This window comes from Nonomuraea africana (genome assembly GCF_014873535.1).
Classification (GTDB): domain Bacteria; phylum Actinomycetota; class Actinomycetes; order Streptosporangiales; family Streptosporangiaceae; genus Nonomuraea; species Nonomuraea africana.
This window is the reverse complement of sequence record NZ_JADBEF010000001.1, coordinates 305,644-324,474: the sequence shown is the minus strand read 5'-3', so window position 1 is coordinate 324,474 and position 18,831 is coordinate 305,644. Positions and strand designations below refer to the sequence as shown.

14 protein-coding genes and 2 pseudogenes are annotated in these 18,831 nt (G+C 71.0%); 7 read left to right on the top strand and 9 right to left on the bottom strand.

Features of this window, described 5'->3' with window-relative positions; genetic code table 11:
• Positions 1-534 precede the first annotated feature (534 nt).
• From H4W81_RS01425 to H4W81_RS01415, 3 genes and pseudogenes are all read right to left on the bottom strand, one after another.
• A complete protein-coding gene (locus H4W81_RS01425) occupies positions 535-1,416 on the bottom strand; it encodes a helix-turn-helix domain-containing protein (protein WP_192773119.1) in 882 nt (293 codons plus the stop codon).
• A 72-nt stretch (positions 1,417-1,488) separates the two neighbouring features.
• Positions 1,489-2,790: a proprotein convertase P-domain-containing protein gene (locus H4W81_RS01420; protein WP_192773118.1), complete on the bottom strand. Its 1,302-nt coding sequence runs from the start codon at positions 2,788-2,790 to the stop codon at positions 1,489-1,491.
• Between the two features lie 222 nt (positions 2,791-3,012).
• Positions 3,013-3,570, bottom strand: a pseudogene (locus tag H4W81_RS01415) (oligopeptide/dipeptide ABC transporter ATP-binding protein); the annotation flags it as partial.
• A 265-nt stretch (positions 3,571-3,835) separates the two neighbouring features.
• Here H4W81_RS01415 and H4W81_RS46560 point away from each other — a divergent pair.
• The gene (locus H4W81_RS46560) at positions 3,836-3,982 is read left to right on the top strand and encodes a hypothetical protein (RefSeq protein WP_225958391.1); all 147 of its coding nucleotides are present in this window, start codon (positions 3,836-3,838) and stop codon (positions 3,980-3,982) included.
• A gap of 422 nt (positions 3,983-4,404) precedes the next feature.
• Here H4W81_RS46560 and H4W81_RS01405 read toward each other — a convergent pair whose 3' ends face one another.
• Positions 4,405-4,854, bottom strand: coding sequence for a VOC family protein (locus H4W81_RS01405; RefSeq protein WP_192773117.1), 450 nt, complete (start codon positions 4,852-4,854; stop codon positions 4,405-4,407).
• Between the two features lie 372 nt (positions 4,855-5,226).
• Between H4W81_RS01405 and H4W81_RS01400 the strand changes: the two genes are divergently transcribed.
• Both H4W81_RS01400 and H4W81_RS01395 read left to right on the top strand, forming a co-directional pair.
• The gene (locus H4W81_RS01400) at positions 5,227-5,517 is read left to right on the top strand and encodes a hypothetical protein (RefSeq protein WP_192773116.1); all 291 of its coding nucleotides are present in this window, start codon (positions 5,227-5,229) and stop codon (positions 5,515-5,517) included.
• A gap of 288 nt (positions 5,518-5,805) precedes the next feature.
• On the top strand, positions 5,806-7,077 hold the full coding sequence (locus H4W81_RS01395) for a serine hydrolase domain-containing protein (RefSeq protein ID WP_192773115.1): 1,272 nt from the start codon (positions 5,806-5,808) through the stop codon (positions 7,075-7,077).
• A 2-nt stretch (positions 7,078-7,079) separates the two neighbouring features.
• Here the strand turns inward: H4W81_RS01395 and H4W81_RS01390 are convergent.
• Positions 7,080-7,723: pseudogene (locus H4W81_RS01390) on the bottom strand (response regulator transcription factor).
• Positions 7,720-8,838 carry a sensor histidine kinase gene (locus H4W81_RS01385; protein ID WP_192773114.1) on the bottom strand — a complete coding sequence of 373 codons (1,119 nt, stop codon included), beginning with the start codon at positions 8,836-8,838 and terminating at the stop codon, positions 7,720-7,722. Before H4W81_RS01385 ends, H4W81_RS01390 begins: the two are co-directional and overlap by 4 nt.
• 132 nt (positions 8,839-8,970) lie before the next feature.
• Between H4W81_RS01385 and H4W81_RS01380 the strand changes: the two genes are divergently transcribed.
• From H4W81_RS01380 to H4W81_RS01365, 4 genes are all read left to right on the top strand, one after another.
• The gene (locus H4W81_RS01380) at positions 8,971-10,365 is read left to right on the top strand and encodes an MFS transporter (RefSeq protein WP_192773113.1); all 1,395 of its coding nucleotides are present in this window, start codon (positions 8,971-8,973) and stop codon (positions 10,363-10,365) included.
• Positions 10,362-12,446: a S9 family peptidase gene (locus tag H4W81_RS01375; protein ID WP_192773112.1), complete on the top strand. Its 2,085-nt coding sequence runs from the start codon at positions 10,362-10,364 to the stop codon at positions 12,444-12,446. The genes H4W81_RS01380 and H4W81_RS01375 overlap by 4 nt, the downstream gene beginning before the upstream one ends.
• Positions 12,443-13,762: a serine hydrolase domain-containing protein gene (locus H4W81_RS01370; RefSeq protein ID WP_192773111.1), complete on the top strand. Its 1,320-nt coding sequence runs from the start codon at positions 12,443-12,445 to the stop codon at positions 13,760-13,762. Before H4W81_RS01375 ends, H4W81_RS01370 begins: the two co-directional genes overlap by 4 nt.
• 496 nt (positions 13,763-14,258) lie before the next feature.
• Complete coding sequence (locus H4W81_RS01365; protein ID WP_318781453.1) at positions 14,259-14,576, top strand: integrase core domain-containing protein; 318 nt, start codon at positions 14,259-14,261, stop codon at positions 14,574-14,576.
• A gap of 99 nt (positions 14,577-14,675) precedes the next feature.
• Here the strand turns inward: H4W81_RS01365 and H4W81_RS01360 are convergent, their stop codons facing one another.
• From H4W81_RS01360 to H4W81_RS01350, 3 genes are all read right to left on the bottom strand, one after another.
• Entirely contained in the window at positions 14,676-15,026 is a 351-nt protein-coding gene (locus H4W81_RS01360; protein WP_192773110.1) for a DUF1801 domain-containing protein, read from the bottom strand.
• A gap of 19 nt (positions 15,027-15,045) precedes the next feature.
• Positions 15,046-15,795, bottom strand: a complete 750-nt coding sequence (locus tag H4W81_RS01355; RefSeq protein ID WP_192773109.1) for an SDR family NAD(P)-dependent oxidoreductase — start codon at positions 15,793-15,795, stop codon at positions 15,046-15,048.
• Between the two features lie 187 nt (positions 15,796-15,982).
• Positions 15,983-18,679, bottom strand: coding sequence for an ATP-binding protein (locus H4W81_RS01350; RefSeq protein WP_192773108.1), 2,697 nt, complete (start codon positions 18,677-18,679; stop codon positions 15,983-15,985).
• Positions 18,680-18,831: the final 152 nt, after the last annotated feature.

Sequence of the window (18,831 nt, the reverse complement as noted above, 5' to 3'; positions counted from 1 at the left end):
ACCTCTCCAGGTACTGCAGCGGCCCATAGAACGCCTCGCTGATCAGCACGGTCGCGTGGCGTGCCTGAGGCGGGGCGAAAGGAGCAGCGCCAGAGTGAAGCGCTCGACGGGCAAGGGCTCAACCCGCTGATGATTGGGGTCGCCAAGCTCCTGCCCGCCAGTTCACGCCAGTCCGGCTACGCGTTCTGGCTCGACCAGACCCGTACCGTCCACACCAGGACCGCCGCGGCCTACGGTCTCGTGCTAAGGCCTGTCTGATAATTCGGTTTGGCGGAGCCAGAGCATGATCGATGCGATCGTGACGCCCGCGAGGTAGCGGTCGGCGAGCTTGTCGAAGCGGGTGGCGACGGCTCGCCACTGCTTGAGCTTGGCGAAACACCGCTCGACCAGGTTGCGGTCCTTGTAGGCGAGCGTGTCGAAGGCGGATCAACTCGTTCCGATTCGAAATGCGCCTTCAGGCCCGGCGGCTGCCGCTGTGGGTCACAGCCCGGATACGGCCAACGCGGTGGCGGAGCTCGTCGCCGGTGGCCTCCTTTAGCTCCATTCCCAGCGCAGTCCGGCCAGGCCAGGACGCTGGTCGGTCTCGGCGATGTGCGCGCTGGTTCCGGCGATGAGCCGGATGGGAGCCAGGCTCACCAGCGGTGCGGTGCCGGAGGGTTGCCAGGTTCGATACAACTTGGCCGGTATGGCGGGGCGGGTGAACTCGACCGTCAGCAGGTAGAAGCCCGCCCACTGGCGGAACCAGCGGTAGCGGCAGTCCGCGGGCGGGCCGGGCGGCCGGTAGGAGAAGGTGTAGTCCAGCACGTAGGTCTCGCCCGCCGCCAGCGGCCGGTCGAACAGCAACTCGGCGGCGACCAGGCCGTTGGCCGGATCCGTGCGCACCTCGCCGATCTGGCAGGCGTTCACGTGCAGGTCGTGCGGCGGGCGACCGTGCTCGTTGTAGTGGATGGCGACGTAGCGGTCGACTCCGGAGCCGACGGACTTGAGCGTGAGGGTGGTGCGCACGAGGCGCTCGTCCCGCCGTTCGCCGACGACGATGTGGTCATGGCAGGTGAGGGTGCGCAGCAGGGGGCGCTGCTCTCCGCCGAGACCGGCCAGCAGGGGGCGCACGCTGGGACCGGCCGGGCAGAGCTGCTCGTGCGCCACGGGCTTGCCGGGGGTCGCCGCCCCGGCCTGGCGCGGCGGCCCGATGAGGGAGACCAGGCTGTATTCGGGCAGGCCCAGAATGGTTTCCAGGCCGGCGATGGCCCGCACCGACCGATGGCGTCCCGGGCGGATGCGGCCCCGCTGCCAGCCGGACAGAGTGGCGGCACTGACGGTGTGGCCCTGCTCGGCCAGGTGCGCCCGCAGGCGCTCCAGGGTGAGCCCGCGGGCTTCGATGGCGGCGGAAAGGGCCTGGTGGAAGGAGTGCGCCATGGTGCTTTCTACCCTGATCGGGGGAATCTTCCCGAGGGTACAATCCTCCCACCGCAAGGTCCAGGCGAACCGTCAGCTGGCCGGGAAGGTCAGCCGCCAGGCGTCGATGTAGCCGGAGTGGTTGGCGTCCACGTCCTCGGCGCGCAGGATCCACCGGCCGTCGGCGCGTGTGGCGCTGGCGTCGCGGGTGTAGATCTCGTGGATCACGGTGCCGTTGTCGTCCGGGTCCGGGGTGCGCAGCAGGTAGGAGCGCCCGTCCGGAGCGATCAGCCGCAGCCGCAGGTCGCCACGCCAGCCATGGTGCACGTCGGCGTAGATCTGCAGGTTGGCAGGGGCATTGCCGCCGACGCCGGAGACGGTGATGTACGACTCGGCCCAGCTGAGGTCGGGGATGTTCCAGTTCTGCTGGTTCTCGAAGACCTTCGGCTCACCGGGCCCGCCGGACGGGCCGTAGTTGACCAGATAGGTCCCCACGTTCCTGCGTTCGGTGCCCCGGGTGGCGTAGCCGCCGTAGGCGGCGCCGCCCTCGTGCCAGGTCCAGCCGCCCACCGTGCGGCCTTCGAGGGAGATGAACTGGCCGCTCTCGCGGACGGAGAAGTGCACGTGGTTGCTGCCCGCCGAGCCGCCGCAGGGCACGCGGGTGGAGGTCATGCCCAGGTAGTCGCCCGTGTTGACGCGCTCGCCGTTCGGCTTGATCTCGTTGAGCAGGTGGTAGTACTCGGTGGTGTAGCCGTTGTCGTGAATGATGCGGATGTGGCCGCCGTTGGAGCAGACCCAGTAGGCGCGGCCGGGGCTCGCGGCGAGCACGTCGCGGTTGGCGGCTCGCGAGTCGAAGTCCAGGCTGGACCAGGGGCGGGGGCTGCCGGACCAGCCGTGCGGGCCGCCGATCAGCAGCCAGGAGGCGCCCTGCCGCCAGGGCAGGCCCAGGCCGGTGTCGACGGTGGCTGCGAGCGACTGGCTCTGCTGCCGGGCGTTGCTCGCGAAGGTCTGCTTCTCCCCTAAGGAGACCACGCCCTCGGGAGCCGCGGTGGCCAGGTCGGCGAAGGCGGCGGTGCCGTCGAGCGCGGCCGTCCAGGAGCCGTAGGTGAGCCGGGCCAGGAACATCCAGCCCTCGGGGTGGGCTCCCTCCTCGGCCGGCGCCTTGATGACGCCGGAGCCGAAAGCCCAGCCGGGGGCCTGGCGTTGGATGTTGACCTCGAAGCCCGCACCGGCGGCGGCCAGGGAGGAGCCGGCTGACTGCGAGGTTTCGGTCATGGCGGCGATGACCGCCTCCTGCAGGGTGGCGGCTTGCGCGTTCGCCGCTTGGGGGGTTGTGGTGGCCAGTCCTGCCATGAGCAGGAAGAGGATGGCCATCAGACGCGTGGGATGTCTCATGTCCCAGGACTCTGTGGCTCGCGATCAAGCCGAACAAGACTGACAAAAAGCACACAAGCCGCCAAATGAATGGATCATTCCGTCTAGCTGTGGCTTTGATGACAGACGTTGAATATTCGGTGAAGGACAAAACGTGGGAATGTTCCAAAGGCCCAGGTGAGCTGCCAGCAACCCCTGCCGCGCCGCAGGTCTGGTGGCAGGGGGTAAACAACCTTGGACCCCTTAGGGGCCGGCGTGGTGGCAGGCGGCGAGCTGGCGCAGGCCCGCCCGTTCCTCCAGACCGGGCTCCACCCGGCGGCAGGTGTCGTCGGCCAGGTGGCAGCGCGTGTGGAAGCGGCACCCGGGCGGCGGGTCGGCTGGCGAGGGCGGATCGCCCTGCAGGATGTTGCGCTTCCGCTCCCGCCTGACCTCGGGGTCGGGCACGGGAATGGCCGACAGCAGCACCCGGGTGTAGGGATGGCCCGGCTCGCCGTACAGGTCCTCGCCCGCCCCGATCTCGGCGATCTTCCCCAGGTACATGACCGCGACCCGGTCGGCCATGTGCCGCACCACGGCCAGGTCATGGGCGATGAACACGCACGCCAGGCCGAGCTCGTCCTGCAGCCTTTTCAGCAGGTTGACGACCTGGGCCTGGATGGAGGAGACGTCCAGGGCGGAGACGGGCTCGTCGCAGATGAGTATCTCGGGGCGCAGGGCCAGGGCACGCGCGATGCCGACCCGCTGCCGCTGCCCGCCGGAGAACTGGTGCGGGTAGCGGGCGGCGTGCCGGGGGTCCAGACCGTGTGCTGTGCCAATACTCGTGCACGGTGGTTGACCTGCCCTTATCCTCGCTCCTCGCGTGCTTCCGTCTGCTGTATCTGATCTTCATCCGGGTTGTGGGCTGGCTGATCCTGCTGGCCCGCAGCGATGCCTCCAAAGAAGTCGAAATCCTCGTGCTGCGGCATGAGGTGGCGGTGCTGCGCCGCCAGGCGCTCATCCGCGGCCGGATTGGGCCGACCGGGCGATCCTTGCCGCGCTCACACGATGTCTTCAGCGCTGGCTTCGGGTGCATCGGATCGTCACGCCGGGCACCCTGCTGGCCTGGCACCGCAGGCTGGTCAAACGGCACTGGACCTACCCGGGCGACACCGGCCGCCCGCCGATCGCCGAGGAGGTGCGTGACCTCGTCATACGCCGGCTGTCTCGGGATTGATCAATCAGTATCAGCGAGCGGCTTAGCGATCTCTGGCATCCCAGGTGAGAGCCAGTACACGAGTATTGGCACGGTGCACGCCACCTCCACGAACCGGACATCGGGCTCCTCAACGCCACTTTGCCAAGGCCCTGCTTCCTGGTCTCGGACTTCAGGACGGGCGCCGAGCGGGCGGCAAGAACCCTATGCCGCGCTGTTTCCCGCTGCGATGTTCGCGGACATGCATCCGTCCGCGAACGGGTGGCCGAGTATGCCGCCCCGCAGGTGCTGGCACTGGGTGATCCGGCCACCTGGCCATCCTCCGATGCCATCTTGTACCGGATCGGTTCGCAGGCTCGGTGACGCGCACCTGCGCCGCGCCCTGCTCGCTCACGGCGTCCTGCCTCCAGCTGCGATCTTCTCCCGGCGTGGCGGGGCCGTAGTCAGCTTTCGGCGGGCGGGTCGGCCAGGATGCCCTGAAGGAGGCCGGTGGACTGCCCGACCTCGATGAGGTAGCCGTCGGGGTCGCGCATGTAGCAGCGCAGTTCGGCCTTGCGGTCGATGGGTGGAGTGAGGAATTGGGCGCCTTTGGCGCTCCACTCCTGGTAGCAGCTGTTGATGTCGGCCACGCGGATGTTGAGGAAGCTGGTCGCGGTGCCGGGGTCGGAGGGTGGATGCAGGGTGACGTCGGGCTTGTCGGGAGTGGGGCCGCCCCCGGGGTTCATGATGATCCACGCGTTGGCGAGTTTGACGATGCATGGGTTCTCGTCGAGTACCGCTTCGCCACCGAGCACATCGGTGTAGAAGGCCCGCGAACGGGCCACGTCGGCCACGGTGAGGAAGTGCGTGAGCAGGATCCCGGTCTGCGGGGCCGGGAGATCTTCGCGGCGCATCTCAGTCTCCCATCGTTTGGTTCCTGCTTCGAGGGAGCGATACCGACCCAGGCGTGCTGTGTGGTTATTGGCGTTGAAGGTGTCGACGTTGCCCCTGGTGGTGGCGTTGACCCTGGCCTGCAGGCGGCCAATCTCGCTCCTCCTGACAACCGCTGCACGGACCTTCCCCACCGCGGTGTTCTCCGAAACCGTGCAGTCCGACCCCATCGGCGCAGACCCCTGTACCGCGGTCGCCCGGTATACGCTCATCGCCACGCAGCCATGTGGCAAGCCGGCAATGGATCTATACTCATCTCGCCCGCAACCCCGGTCTGCTCTCGGATCGCTGATCCGCGCTACGTCCGCCACGGCCGACTGCACTCTACCGCCGACGTGATCGGCTACGCACTTGGCGGCGCACTCGGCTGGTTCATCTACCCAGCCATTGCGCTGGGCATGTTTCTGCTGCTGCCGGCTTGCCGCCACCGGTGGCGCGACGGGACCGTCTTCCGCAAGGTACTTCTTGACCGTTTCGCCAGTTCGGCCCCGTCTCACCGACAACAGAGGCGGACGAGCGGCGGCACGGGTGAGGCTGTCTTCCTCTGCGACGGTAACCAGGTGCTCGAGCTTGTTCAGGTCCAGTACCACGTCAGCGCCCCTCGGCATGGCGGTGGCGGATGGTGAAGAGAGCCGAGCGGTGGGACGGCGAGCCGTACAACGCCGAGCCTGGCAAGTGCGATCGCGCTGGAGTGGCATCCGCTCGACCGACTTCCCGACGGCACGGTCGACTATCCCGAGGCGGCCATCATGGCGATGCGCGAAGGGGGCACGTTCGCACAGTTCGGCTTCTGACAGACGTCTCGCGCCCGGCATTCCGGCCGCATACCAAAGTACGGTTCGGCCGTGGCGAAGGTCGCCTTCGCCCGCCACCGTCTTGATCGGGCAGGTCGAGGCGGCTGAGACTCGGTCGCCATGGAAGAGATGCTTACCGAGGCAGCGTGCCGGCTGGGCGTGCGCGGCGCGCAGGTCGCCGTGCTGGTCGGCGGGGAGTTGCGCGAGGCGGCGACCGGGATCGCCAACGCCGAGCTCGGCACGCCGATGGACGCGCGCACGCTGATGCAGATCGGCTCGACGACCAAGCTGCACACGGCGGTGCTGGTGATGAGCCTGGTCGACGAGGGTCTGCTCGACCTGGACGAGCCGGTGGTGCGTCATCTGCCCGAGCTGCGGCTGTCGGACCAGGCCGCCACCGCGTCGGTGACGGCGCGCCACCTGCTATCCATGACCAGCGGGATCGACAACGGGTTCTACGACGATCCCGCCGACTACCTGGCCACGCTCTCGCGCATGGAGATGCTGTTCGCGCCGGGCGACGGCTACTCGTACAGCAACGCCTCCACCGTCGTCTCCGGCGCGCTGGTGGCCAGGCTGACCGGGCTGAGCTGGGACGAGGCACTGCGGCGCAGGGTGTTCGAGCCGCTCGGGCTGCGCGACTGCACGACGCTGTGGGACGAGCTGCCCTATCACAGGGTCGCCGTCGGGCACGCGCCCGACGGCTCGGTGGTGCGGCCGTGGACGTTCTCGCGCGCCTCGGGACCGGCGGGCAGCACGCTGTGCTCGACGGCGGGCGATCTGGCCAGATTCGGCGAGCTGTTCGTGCGCGGCGGCGCGGGTGTGCTGTCGGCCGAGGCGTGCGCGGCCATGCACGTGCCGCAGGTGTCGCTGCCGACCAGGCGGTTCGCGCGCGAGTGGTGCCTCGGCCCATACCGGCGCGACTTCGGCGGGACGGCCGTGTTCGGGCACAGCGGCACCAACTACGGGGGCTCGTCCACGCTGCTGTGGGCGCCGTCCACCGGGGTGGTCGTCGGGGTGGTGTGCAACACGCCGCACGCGGGGTATCCGCTGGCCGCCGAGGTGGCCGCCGAGGTGCTGGGGGCAGCGCCGTACGACGTGGAGCCCGTCACGCGGCTGACCGCCGACGCGGAGCCGTACGTGGGCCGCTATGCCGCGTGCGACCTGCGCTACGAGGTGAGCGCGGTGGACGGAGTGCTCACGGTGACGCTGGAGGAGGTGGCCTCGGGGCGGGTCAGCCCGCCGGTCGCGCTGCTACCGCTGGAGCGGGACAGGTTCCTGCCCGAGCGGGACCTGTCCGGCGGGCGGGGCTGGGACCTGGCATTCGTGGTCCGTCAGGGGCGGGCCGTGCGCCTGGTCAGCGGCGGCTTCGCCGCCCGCAGGATGGCGTGAGCTCAGGCTCGGCTGACCAGACCGGCGTCGTGGGCCAGCAGCGCGGCCTGGGTGCGGTTGGCGCAGTCGAGCAGGAGCAGCCGGGACACGTATCCCTTGACCGTCGTCTCGCTGAGGAACAGCCTGCTGCCCGTCTGGGAGTTGGACAGCCCTTCGGCCAGGCAGATCAGCACCTCGGTCTCGCGCTCGGTCAGCTCGGCCACGCGCGCCCTGGCCGCCTGCCTTGCGGGCTCGCCGGGCGCGAAGGCCGAGATCAGCCGCCTGGTCAGCGCGGGCGAGATGACGGCGTGCCCGTCGGCGGCGACCCTGACGATGCCGGTGAGGTCCTCGGGGTCGGTGTCCTTGAGCAGGAAGCCGACCGCGCCCGCGCGCAGCGCCCTCACCGCGTACTCGTCCAGGTCGAAGGTGGTGAGCACGATGATCTTGGGCGGGTCGGGCAGCCGGCAGGCGTGTTCGGTCGCGGCCAGGCCGTCGACGCCCGGCATCCTGATGTCCATAAGCACGACGAGAGCCGGACGATCGCCTCGACGGCCTCCGCGCCGTCGTGCGCTTCGCCCACCACCTCCAGGTCGTCGGCGCGCGACAGGATCGCCCGCAGGTGGGCGCAGACCATGCGTTCGTCGTCCACGAGCAGGATCCTGATCACCGGGTGCTTCCCTTCGCCGGCAGCGTCGCCCGTACCGCGAAGCCCCCTTCCTCGGTCGGCCCGGCGCTGAACACGCCGCCGACCAGTTCCACCCGCTGGCGCAGCCCGAGCAGCCCCGTGCCCGACGGCGGCAGGTCGGCGGGCGCCGCGCCGGACGCGGGGTTGCTCACCTCGACGCGGACGCCGCCGCCGTCGTGGCTGAGCCGTACCGAGACCGGGGCGCCGGGAGCGTGCTTGCGCGCGTTGGTCAGCGCCTCCTGAACCACCCGATAGGCGGTACGGCCGAGCGGCGCCGACACCTCGATCTCCTCGTCCTGGCTGAGCGACACCGGCAGGCCGGACTCGGCGACGAGGCGGGAGACGTCGAGCAGCGTCGGCGGCGGCGCAAGGTCGGCAGGCTCACAGTCGTGCAGCACGCCGACGATCTCGCGCAGCTCGCCGAGGGCCCGCCGGCCCGTCGCGCGCAGGTCCTCGGCCGCCTCGCGCACCTCGGGCGAGGGCGCGGACATCCGCAGCGAACCCGCCTGCAGCACCATCAGGCTGACGTGGTGGGTGACGACGTCGTGCATCTCGCGGGCCAGCCGCGTGCGCTCCTCGGCCCTGGCCTGCTCGACCAGCAGCCATTGCTCGTGCTCGGCCCGTTCGGCGCGTTCGGCCAGCGCGGTATTGAGCCGCCGCTGACTGTCGGCGTAGAGACCGAGCAGCGTCGAGGGCACCACGACCAGGCCGCAGATCGACAGGATGTGCAGCGCGGTGGCCAGGTCGGCCGCCTCCCACAGGTGCGACAGCACGAGCAGCGCCAGCCCCGCCACGGCCACGAGCAGCCGCCGGTCGCCGCGGTGGGCGCCGAGGGCGTAGAGGGCGAACGGCATCGCCACCGGCACCTCGACGTAGCCGAGCGGGATCATCGCCAGCGTCACCGCGAGCGGGAGGCGCCGCCGCGCCAGCAGCAGCGCCGCCCCCGCGACCTGCACCCACAGCCCCTGCCACGGCACGTCGGGCACCAGCGCCATCGGCACCGCGCCGCTGATCGCCAGATCGCTGGTGACACCCACCACGCCCACGGCCGCGGCGAGCGCGACGTCCCCGATCAGCCTGCTGACCCCCACTTTCATACCGCCACGCTACCGAGCAGGGACCGCGTGCCGGATGCGACGAAAGTAGGTCGCCGCCGCCTACCTTCCCCATCGGCGAGCATCCCATCGGGGGCTCGTGCCGCCCCTCGGCGGCGCGTGATCCTCGGATGCGTGAACGATCTATCAGCCGAGGACGACCCGCTGAGCAGGCAGGACGCCCGCGCGGTCCTGGGCGTGACCGGCAGGAGGGGCGACACCGCCCCGCTGCTGCGCACGCTCAGGGAGCACGGCGTCGGCCTGTCCTTCATGGTCGCGCTGACGGTGCTGGCCGTCGTGGACAACTTCCAGTCCCAGGTGTTCGGCGTGCTCGCGCCGGAGGTCGCCGCGTCGCTCGGGATGGACGTCGGCTCCCTGTCGGGGATCGTCGCCGTCCAGGGCGTGGCGGCGGGGCTGGCCCCCATCGCGGTGGCGGCGCTGCTGCGCCGTTATCCCCACCGGGTACGGCTCGCGGTCGGCACCGGGTTCGCCTGGAGCCTGACCACGCTGTTCACCGGTTCGGTCGTGGGTCCGGTCTCGCTGGCCGCGCTCATGCTGGTCAACGGGGCCACCACGGGCACGGTGGCGGTGCTGCACCCGCCGCTGCTGGTGGACGCCTACCCTCCGCCCGCCAGGATGCGGGTGATGTCGCTGTACTCGGCGTCGTCGCCGCTGGCAGGCATCCTGGCGCCTCTGGTCATCGCGGGGCTGGTGTCGTGGCTCGGCATGGACTGGCGGGCGGTGTTCGCGACGCTGGGCGCGCTGTCGCTGGTGGCCTGCCTGTACGCGCTGCGGCTGCGTGAGCCCGTCCTGGGCCGGTGGGACGTCGCCGAGCTCCAGGCCAGGTCCGGCGCGGCCGTGACCGGCGCGGGCGAGGAGCGGAACGGTTTCGCGGCCACGGTGCTGCGCGTCGGGCGCATCCCGACGATCCGCAGGACGTGCGTCGGGTTCACCGCGATCGGGGCGCTGGCCGCGCCGTACGCGGTGGTGGTCTCGACGCTCCTGGAGCAGGAGTTCGCGCTGACGCCCGGCCAGCGCGGGCTGTTCACCAGCGCGGCCGCCGCGGCGTCGATCGTGGCCTTGGCCGTGTTCGGGGGCAGGGCGGAGGCGGCCTACCGGGCCGGGCCCGCGCGGTTCATGGCGCTGGCGGGCGGCGCGCTCGCCACGTCGGCGGCGGCCTTCGGCCTGTCGGCGCTCGCGCCAGGCCTCTGGGTGCTGCTCGCCCTGCTCGCGCTGGGTCAGGCGCTGCTGGCGGTGATCGGGCCCTGCCTGTTCATTGGCGCCCTGTCGGTCGTCCGGCCGGCCGACAGGTCGCACGCCATGGCCGCGATGGGATTGGTCATCGCGTGCGGCGGCCTGATCGGCGCCGGCCTGCTGGCCCTGGCGACGACCTTCCTCGACCTGCGGGGCGCGCTGCTGTTGCTGCTCGTCCCCGCGGCCCTCGGGTCGTGGTTCATCGCGACCATCCACAAAACCCTCATGGGCGATCTCGACGCCCTCATCGACCACGCGATCGGAGAAACCCGATGATCGACGCCTATCGCCGCGCCGAGGCGCTGCACGTCTCCCAGGAGGCGAAGCTGGTGCACCGCTCGGCCGTGACACCCGTCTGGGAGGAGGACTCCTTCTGGTACGAGGCGAGCAGCCCCGAAGGCCCCACCTATGTCCGGATATTTCCGGACAGAAAGGAACGGGTAGAGACGCGGGAGGCGCCCGCCGCCGCGGCCGAACCCACCCTGCCTCCCGAGGTCACCGGCGCCCAGACCTCGCCCGACGGCCGCTACACGGTGACCGCCGCGGACGGCGACCTCCTGGTCAACGGCAGGCCGCTCACCCACGACGGCGAGCCAGGCCACGCCTACGGCCTGCCGAGCGACCAGAACCGGTTGCCGATCGTGGCCACCCAGCAGGGGATGACCACGCCGCCGCTGCTGGCCTGGGCCCCCGACGGGCGCAGGTTCGTCACCCACCGCGTCGACCAGCGGCACGTGCCCACGCTGACGATCACCCAGTCGTGCCCGCCGGGCGGCGGGCGCCCGCTGGCGCACACGATGCACTACGAGATGCCCGGCGACCCCCTGCCCACCTTCACCCACGCGATCTTCGACGCGGAGACGGGCGAGCGGGTCGACCTGGCCGTCGAGCCGCTGCCCTTCACCCACGACGCCCCGCTCAACCTGGGCCGGATCTGGTGGGAGGACAACGACACGCTGTGGATCCTGTACGGCACGCGCGGCCACAGGGGCGCCATCCTCTACCGCGCCGACGCCAGGACCGGACGGGCCGAGATACTCATGGAGGAGCACACCGACACGATCATGAGCACCGCCCCGACCATCGTCGAGCACCCCCTCGTGCGCACCGGCGGCGACGAGGTGCTGTGGTACTCCGACCGCTCCGGATGGGGCCACCTCTACCTGTACAAGGGTGGCGAGCTCAAGAACCCGGTGACCGAGGGCGAGTGGCTCGTCCGCGAACTGCTCAGAGTCGACTGGGCCGCCAGGGAGGTGCTGTTCCTGTCCGGCGGGCACGGCTCGAACCCCTACGACCGCAGGCTGTGCCGCGCGGACCTCGACGGCGGCGGCGTCACCGTGCTCACCCCCGAGGACGCCGACCACCAGGCGCACGTCTCCCCCGACGGCCGCTGGCTGGTCGACACCTACGCCACACCGGGCACGCCGAGCGTCAGCGTGCTGCGCGACGCGACGGGCGCGGTCGTCATGGAGCTGGAGCGGGCCGAGCTGTCCGCGCTGGAGAAGGCGGGCTGGCGGGCGCCCGAGCGGTTCACCGCCAAGGCCGCCGACGGCGTCACCGACGTGCACGGCCTGCTGTTCCTTCCCTCCGACTTCGATCCCTCGAAGCGGTACCCGATCCTCGACTCGATCTACAACGGGCCGCAGATCCCCCGGCAGCTGCGCACGACGCTGCGCGGCTACACGCTCGACCCCTGGCTGCTCGACCCCGCGGGCGGCGCGCCTTCGCTGGCGGCGCTCGGCATGGCGGTCGTGGTGCTCGACGGGCGCGGCACGCCGTACAGGGGGAAGGCCTTCCAGGAGGTCTCCTACGGCGACCCCGCCGTGTCGGTGGGGCTGGGGGACCACGTCGCCGCGATCACCCAGCTGGCGGCCGAACGACCCTACCTCGACCTGGAGCGGGTCGGCGTCACGGGGCACTCGGGCGGCGGCGCGGCCACGACCAGGGCGCTGCTGACGTACCCCGACTTCTTCCGCGTGGGGGTCGCCTCCGCCGGCGACTACGAGCACGACGGTTACTACGCGATCTGGGGCGAGACCTACCAGGGGCCGCCGCCGAGGGACTACGCCGAGGGCTCGATGCTGCCGCACGCCGGCGCGCTCACCGGCAAGCTGCTGATCGTCTTCGGCGAGATGGACGACAACTGCCACCCGGCCCTGTCGTTGCGCCTGGTCAACGCGCTGATCGAGGCCGACGCCGACTTCGAGATGCTCATGGTGCCCAACGCCGCCCACGGCTATCTGCACGCCGAGGCGCACGTGCTGCGCCGCCAGTGGGACTTCCTCACCCGCCACCTGATCGGCGCGGAGCCCCCCGCCGGTTACCGCATCGACCCGACCTTCGGAGCGTCCGCATGAGCCTCGACCTGCCCGACCTGCGAACCGACCTCGAAACGCTGGCCGAGGCGCACGGCATCACGGGGGCGGTCGTCGCCTTCGCCGCCGGCGACGAGGTGGCCGAGGCCGCGACCGGCGTGCTCAACTCCCGTACGGGCCACCCCGCCACGACCGGTTCGCTGTTCCAGATCGGCTCGGTCGCCAAGGCCTGGACGGCGACGCTGGTGATGCAGCTCGTCGACGAGGGGCGGCTCGACCTCGACCAGAGCGCGCAGTCGGTGCTGCCCGGGCTCGCGCTGCCCGACCCGGTGACGATCAGGCAGTTGCTGGCGCACACGGGCGGGTTCGAGGGCGACGTGTTCGTCGACACCGGCAGGGGCGACGATGCGATCGAGAAGCTGGTCGCGCTGCTCGGCGAGGTGCCTCGGCTGTCGCCACCTGGGGCGGTCTGGTCGTACAACAACGCCGGATACGTCGTGCTCGGCCGGGTCGTCGAGGTGCTGCGCGGCGTGCCGTACAACCAGGCGCTGCGCACCCACCTGATCGGTCCGCTGGGCCTGACCCGCACGGCCACCAGCGCCGACGAGGCCATCCTGTACAGCACGGCGGTCGGCCACGCGGGCGGCGAGCCCGTCCCGACGTGGTCGCTGATGCGCTCGAACGATCCGGCGGGGTCGAGCCTGGCCATGACCGCCCGCGACCTGCTGACCTTCGCCCGCGCCCATCTGTCCGACGGCGCAGGAGTGCTGCCCGCCCGGCTGGCCAGGATGATGCGGGAGCCGCAGGTCACGCTGCCCGACCTCGGCAGGCCGTCGCGCTGGGGCCTCGGCTGGGAGCTGCAAGAGTGGGCGGGCGGCACGGTCGTCGGGCACGACGGCTCGACCCCGGGCCAGGCCGCGGTGCTCAAGCTGGTGCCGGAGGCGGGCGTGGCCGCGGTGCTGCTGACCAACGGCGGCGACCCCGACCCGCTGGTGGCCGAGCTGGTCGCCCCCGTGCTCAGCCGCATCGCCGGGGTCGTCCCGCCCGCGCCCCCGACGCCTCCCGACCCGCCGTTGCCCTTCGTGGTCGAGCGCTACGCCGGACGGTACGTGTCGGACGTGATGGCCTGGGAGGTGGCCGGCGACGACGAGGGACGGCTGTGGGTGACGGTCACGCCGCTCGGCGCGATGGCGGCGCACGGAGGGTCGCAGACGTTCGAGCTGGTCAGGCTGCGCCAGGACACGTTCGTGTTCGCTCAGGCGAGGGGCGGAGTTCACTCGGCCGTCGCGTTCCTGGGCGAGGGCGAGCGGGCGCGGTACCTGCACACGGGGCGGCTGAACGTCCGCCGTTCCCTGTGAGGAATTGTCGATGCGCACGCGGTTTTCCAGGATCGGGGAGGAACACCGACATCGAGGACAAGCAGTGACCGATACGCACGCGCAGGACCTGGCGGACCGCTACATCGGCGCTCTGGATCGAGCCTGACGCCGAGCTGCGCCGCAAGGCCGTGCAGGAGCTGTGGGCCGAGGGCGGCGAGCACGTCCTCGGCCCACCGCAGGAGATCAGGCAGACCGCCGCGGAGCTGGGCTTCGACGCCACCACCCTGGAGGCCCGCGGGTACGACGCGATCGAGACCAGGGTGGCCCGTCGGTCAGGATGTGGCCGAGCGCGGTGCGCGCGTGCTCCATGCTCGGGTCGTCGCCCGGCCGTGCTCGCGCAGTGCTCGCCCGCACAACCGCGCACACATGTCGGTACGTTCCGGGGCGGACGAGCACGGACCGAGCACAGCGGACCCGCCGGTGCGCACCACGCATCCATGACCCGGGGCGCGATCGGGACGCCAAGTTCACCGCCGTGTTCGATGACATTTTCGCCGCCGTGGGGATCACGGTGCTGAAGACGCCGCCGCGCACACCTCGGGCGAACTGTTATGCCGAGCGATGGATCCGTACGGTGCGCGCCGAGTGCACCGACCGCCTGCTGATCTACGGCGAACGCCACCTGCGCGCGGTCCCGGACGAGTACATCGATCATTACAACGGCCATCGGCCTCGCCAGGCGCGCGGGCAACGACCACCCGATCACGACGAGCTGGTGGTGCTGATGGAAGGCCGGATCGAACGCCGCAAGGTACTCGGAGGAGCGATCAACGAGTACCTCCGAGCCGGATAGCTCAGCCGGCGGACGCGGTACAAGATCGCCGCACCCTGCAAGCCACGAGGGGTCGATGCCGGGCATGGCCTGCCGGCTCCTGGAAACGAGCTGGCACGTCTACTGGGCGTCCAGTGCGACGGCCTGGCGAATGTAGTGGCGCAACGCGTCCTGGTCGGCCGATTCGAGGGTCTTGAGCTTGACGTGCCGTGTCTTCTTCCCCACTCCGGCCAGCAGGCCGTGGGGGTCGTCGAACTCGGCGCCGCGCTCGAAGGCGAAGGTTAGATGGGTCTTGCTGACGCTGATGATGGCCAGCACCTTGGCGCCCTTCCACGCGGGAGATCCGTAGAGGGTCACTTCTTGGGCTGCGGGCGCCTCCTCACTCACGAGCCGCCGCAGCATCGCCACGATCGGCTGATAGTGGAAGGGGACGTTTTCCTCCACGGCCTTGCCGAATTCCGCATCGCTCATTTCGGGGTCCTCTCCGGTGTCAGTCGACGAAGGCGCCGCAGGACATGTTCACCTGCGTGGAGGTGAGGGTCCTGGCGTGCTCGGAGGCCAGGAACACAGCGACCCGGCCGACGTCGTCCAGGGTCGCGGCCCTCTTGAGGAGGGTGGCGTCGACCATCTTCTGCTTGTAAGGCTCCATCTCAGGAAGGTCGGGCATGCCCTCGGGGATCCCGCCGGTCCGCATCGAGATGACGCGGACGGAGTGCTGGCCGAGTTCGCAGGCCCACTGACGGCGCATGGCCTCGACCAGGTCGCAGCCGATCTGCACAGTGCCCAGGCCTGGCGTGGAGTTGGTGGGGTGGGAGCCGCCGAAGTGCAGGATGACGCCCGAGCCCTGCTTGACCATGTGCCGGGCGGCGGCCTTGGCGGTCAGCAGGAACGAGCGCGCGACCTTGTCCATCGCCTGGCCGAAGTCGGCGACGGGCATGTCGAGTAGCGGGACGAACAGGGCGTCCTGGGAGATGAGGTTCACCGAGACGTCGATGCTGCCGGCCTGTGCCGCGATGGAGTCGACCCAGCCGTTGACGGCGGCCTCGTCCAGGGCGTCCACGATCGCCGTCTCGGCCAGGCCGCCGTCGCGGCGGATCTCCGCTGCGACGGTGTCGAGCTTGCCGGGGGTACGGCCGGCGAGGAAGACTCTCGCTCCCTCTGCGGCGAAGGCCCGCGCCATCGCACCGCCGATGGATCCGCCGCCGCCGTAGATCACCGCGGTCTTGTTCTCCAGAAGCATTACCTTCTCCGTCCGTTGGGTTCGATGGTTCGAATCTAGGAGCGGACCGTCAGGGCGGGCATCGGCCGGATGACCGTACGGGCAGACCCGCTGATCAGGACGGTTGACGAAGGCGACGCCGTACCCTGTCACGGTCCAAGGCCAGTCCGGCCTCGGGCCGCGGGTAAGTACGTCGACTGATACGGGCTCACAACTCGAGCTGTGTGAGCTCCATCCGGCGGGTCACGCCGATCTTCGGGTAGGCCCGGTAGAGGTGGTGGCCCACGGTCCGCGGGCTGAGGTACAGCCGCGCCGCGATCTCCCGGTTGCTGTACCCGGCCGCGGCCAGCCGTACGACCTGGAGTTCCTGCGGGGTCAGCCGCTGGAGCGGGTCATCGGCCTGGGCGCGGGCTACCGGCCGGTCGCCGAGTACCGTCAGCTCGGCGCGGGCGCGTTCGGCCCACCGCGCCGCGCCGAGCCGGGCAAAGGCGTCCTCCGCCTGGACCAGGATGGCGCGGGCTTCGGAGCGGCGGCGCTGGCGGCGCAGCCATTCGCCGTAGGCGAGCCTGGTCCGCGCGAACTCATACGGCCGGCCGGGGATGAGGGCCAGCGCGGCGCGATAGTGCTCCTCGGCCTGCTCTCCGTCGCTGAGCATGGCCTGGCAGCGCAGCTCGAGCGCGCTGCCGAGCACGTTGTGCTCGGCCCACGCCGCCAAGGTCGGCAGGTGCCGCCGGGCGAGGTCGGCGCGCCCGGAGCGCACCGCGGCTTCCACGTGATCCGGTACGGCCCGGATGAGCAGATCGTGCCGGGCGGGTCCCGCGCACACCGCGTCGAGCCGGTCGAGCGCCTGCTCGCAACGCCCGTCGGCGAGGTCGAGCAGGCCCACGCCCCACGAGGCCAGGGCCGCGTTGGTGGGGTGCAGTGCCGCGTGTTCCAGCACCTCGCCGGCCAGCGCCCGGCACTCGTCGGCGTCACCTGTCACCGCGGCAAGCCACACCGAGATGGCCTTCAGTACGGTCACCTGCATGTCCATGCCGATGTCGGACGCCAGTGAGGTGGCCTCGGCGACGTCGGCCTGGGCACCGCGGAAGTCACCGCGCAGCAGTCGTCCGATCGCCAAGGGCTCCAGGACGTAGGGGAGCCAGCCGAGCGACCCCGCCGCCCTGACGTCGGCGGCCAGTGTTTCCAGCACCTCCGTCGCCGCCTCGTCGTCGGCGATCAGCAAGCCCATGAAGCCGGCGATCACCCGCTCCACGAAGTCCTGGACGGTTCCGGCCTGGACGGCCTTGACCAGCGCACGCATCGGCGCGACGGCCGTGCCCGGGTCCCCGTCGCTGAGCTTTCCGTAGCCGATCAGCGCCGCGGTGACCGGTGTGAGCGGTGAGCCCGCAGGCAGCGGGACGGTCTCCAGCTGGGTGACACTACGCCGTAGGAGATCGTGAGCGCAGGCGTCACGAGCCGCCCACACCGCCTCAGTCAGCATGGACACGGCCCGCTCCGGATCGCTCCGGGTGATCAGCATGGCGCCCTCCAGCGCCAGAGCCGCGTCGGCGGCCGGCGAGGTACGTTCGTACTCGACCTGCGCACGCACGTAGGCCGCCTCGGCGACGACACCGGGCTCACCGGTGAGGGCCGCGGCCTCGGTCGCGAGCCGGGTCGCCCAGTCCGGGCGGCCCGCGTCGTAGGCCGACCGCGCCGCGCGGACGATTCGCTGGGCCTTGCCTTCCTGGTCGGCGCTGAGCCGGGCGGCACGCTCGTACGCCGAGGCGACGGCCATCGTCCCGCCACGGTGTCGGGCGCGTTCGGCGGTGCGTTCCAGCTCACCCGCGACCTCCTCATCGGGGCCGGTGGCGGCGGCGGCCCGATGCCAGGTCCTGCGGTCGGCGTCCTCTGCGGCTGACATGGCCTCGGCCAGCGCTCTGTGTGCCGCGATGCGCTGGTGGTGGGGAGCGCTCTGGTAGGCGACCGCGCGAATGAGCGGATGACGGAACCTGATCTCCTCCCCGGACGTGACGACGAGACGGGCCTCCTCAGCCGAGCCGAGGTGAACAGGGGACGCCCCGAGAGTCTCGCCCGCCCGCAGAATCACGCCCAGTTCGGCGGCACCGTCGGCCGCCGCCAGGAGTAGGAGCAGGCGAGTGGCCGCGGGCAGCTCCCCCAGCTGGGCCCGGAAGGCATCCATGATGCGGCCGGTGACCCGCAGGGGGCCTGCCTGCTCGACGAGGCCGTCCCGCAGCGCGTGCGCCAGCTCAATCAGGGCCAGCGGGTTGCCGCCCGCCTCGTCCAGGAGCCTGTCGCGCACCGGGACGGTCAGCTCGGGCGCGCATTCCGCCAGCAGGTCCGTGGCGGAGGCGCGATCCAGCCCGTCCAGTCGCATGGCGTCGATCCCAGGGGTGGGGAAGGGCTGCACGGTGTCCCGAACCGCGAAAACCATCGCGATCGGATCGTCATGAAGCCGCCGTGCCGCGAAGAACAGCGCGTCCGAGGACGCCCGGTCCAGCCACTGGGCATCGTCGAGCAGGCACACCAGCGGTCGCTGCGCTGCCAGGTCCGAGAGCAGGGTGAGCGTCGCAGCGCCGATGAGGAACGGGTCGCGCACCGGCACCTCCGCCAGCCCGAACGCCGACCGCATGACCTCCGCCTGCTGACTCGGCAACACCTCCAGCCGGTCCGCGAACGGATGCAGCAGCAGGTGCAGGCCGCTGAACGGAAGCTCGGCCTCGGACTCGATGCCGACTGCCCGCAGTACCCGCATCCCGTCGGCAGCCGACGCGAGGTCGTCGAGCAGGGCGGACTTGCCGATCCCCGCTTCACCCCGCACCACTAGCGCCCCGCTCCGTCCTCCCCTGGCGTTCGCAAGCATCCGCTCCAGGCGATTCCGCTCTGGGCCGCGACCCTTCAGCATGAGGCCACAGTAGCGATTTGATGGGTTCTGGGTCAGCGCACGCAGTTGCCGAGCAAGCGCCTGATCCCACCCGTCCGAACGCTACTGCGCCTGGACCACCGGCGGCCCCTCGATCGCCTGGACCTGTCGGGTGGCCGGGAGGGATTTCACCT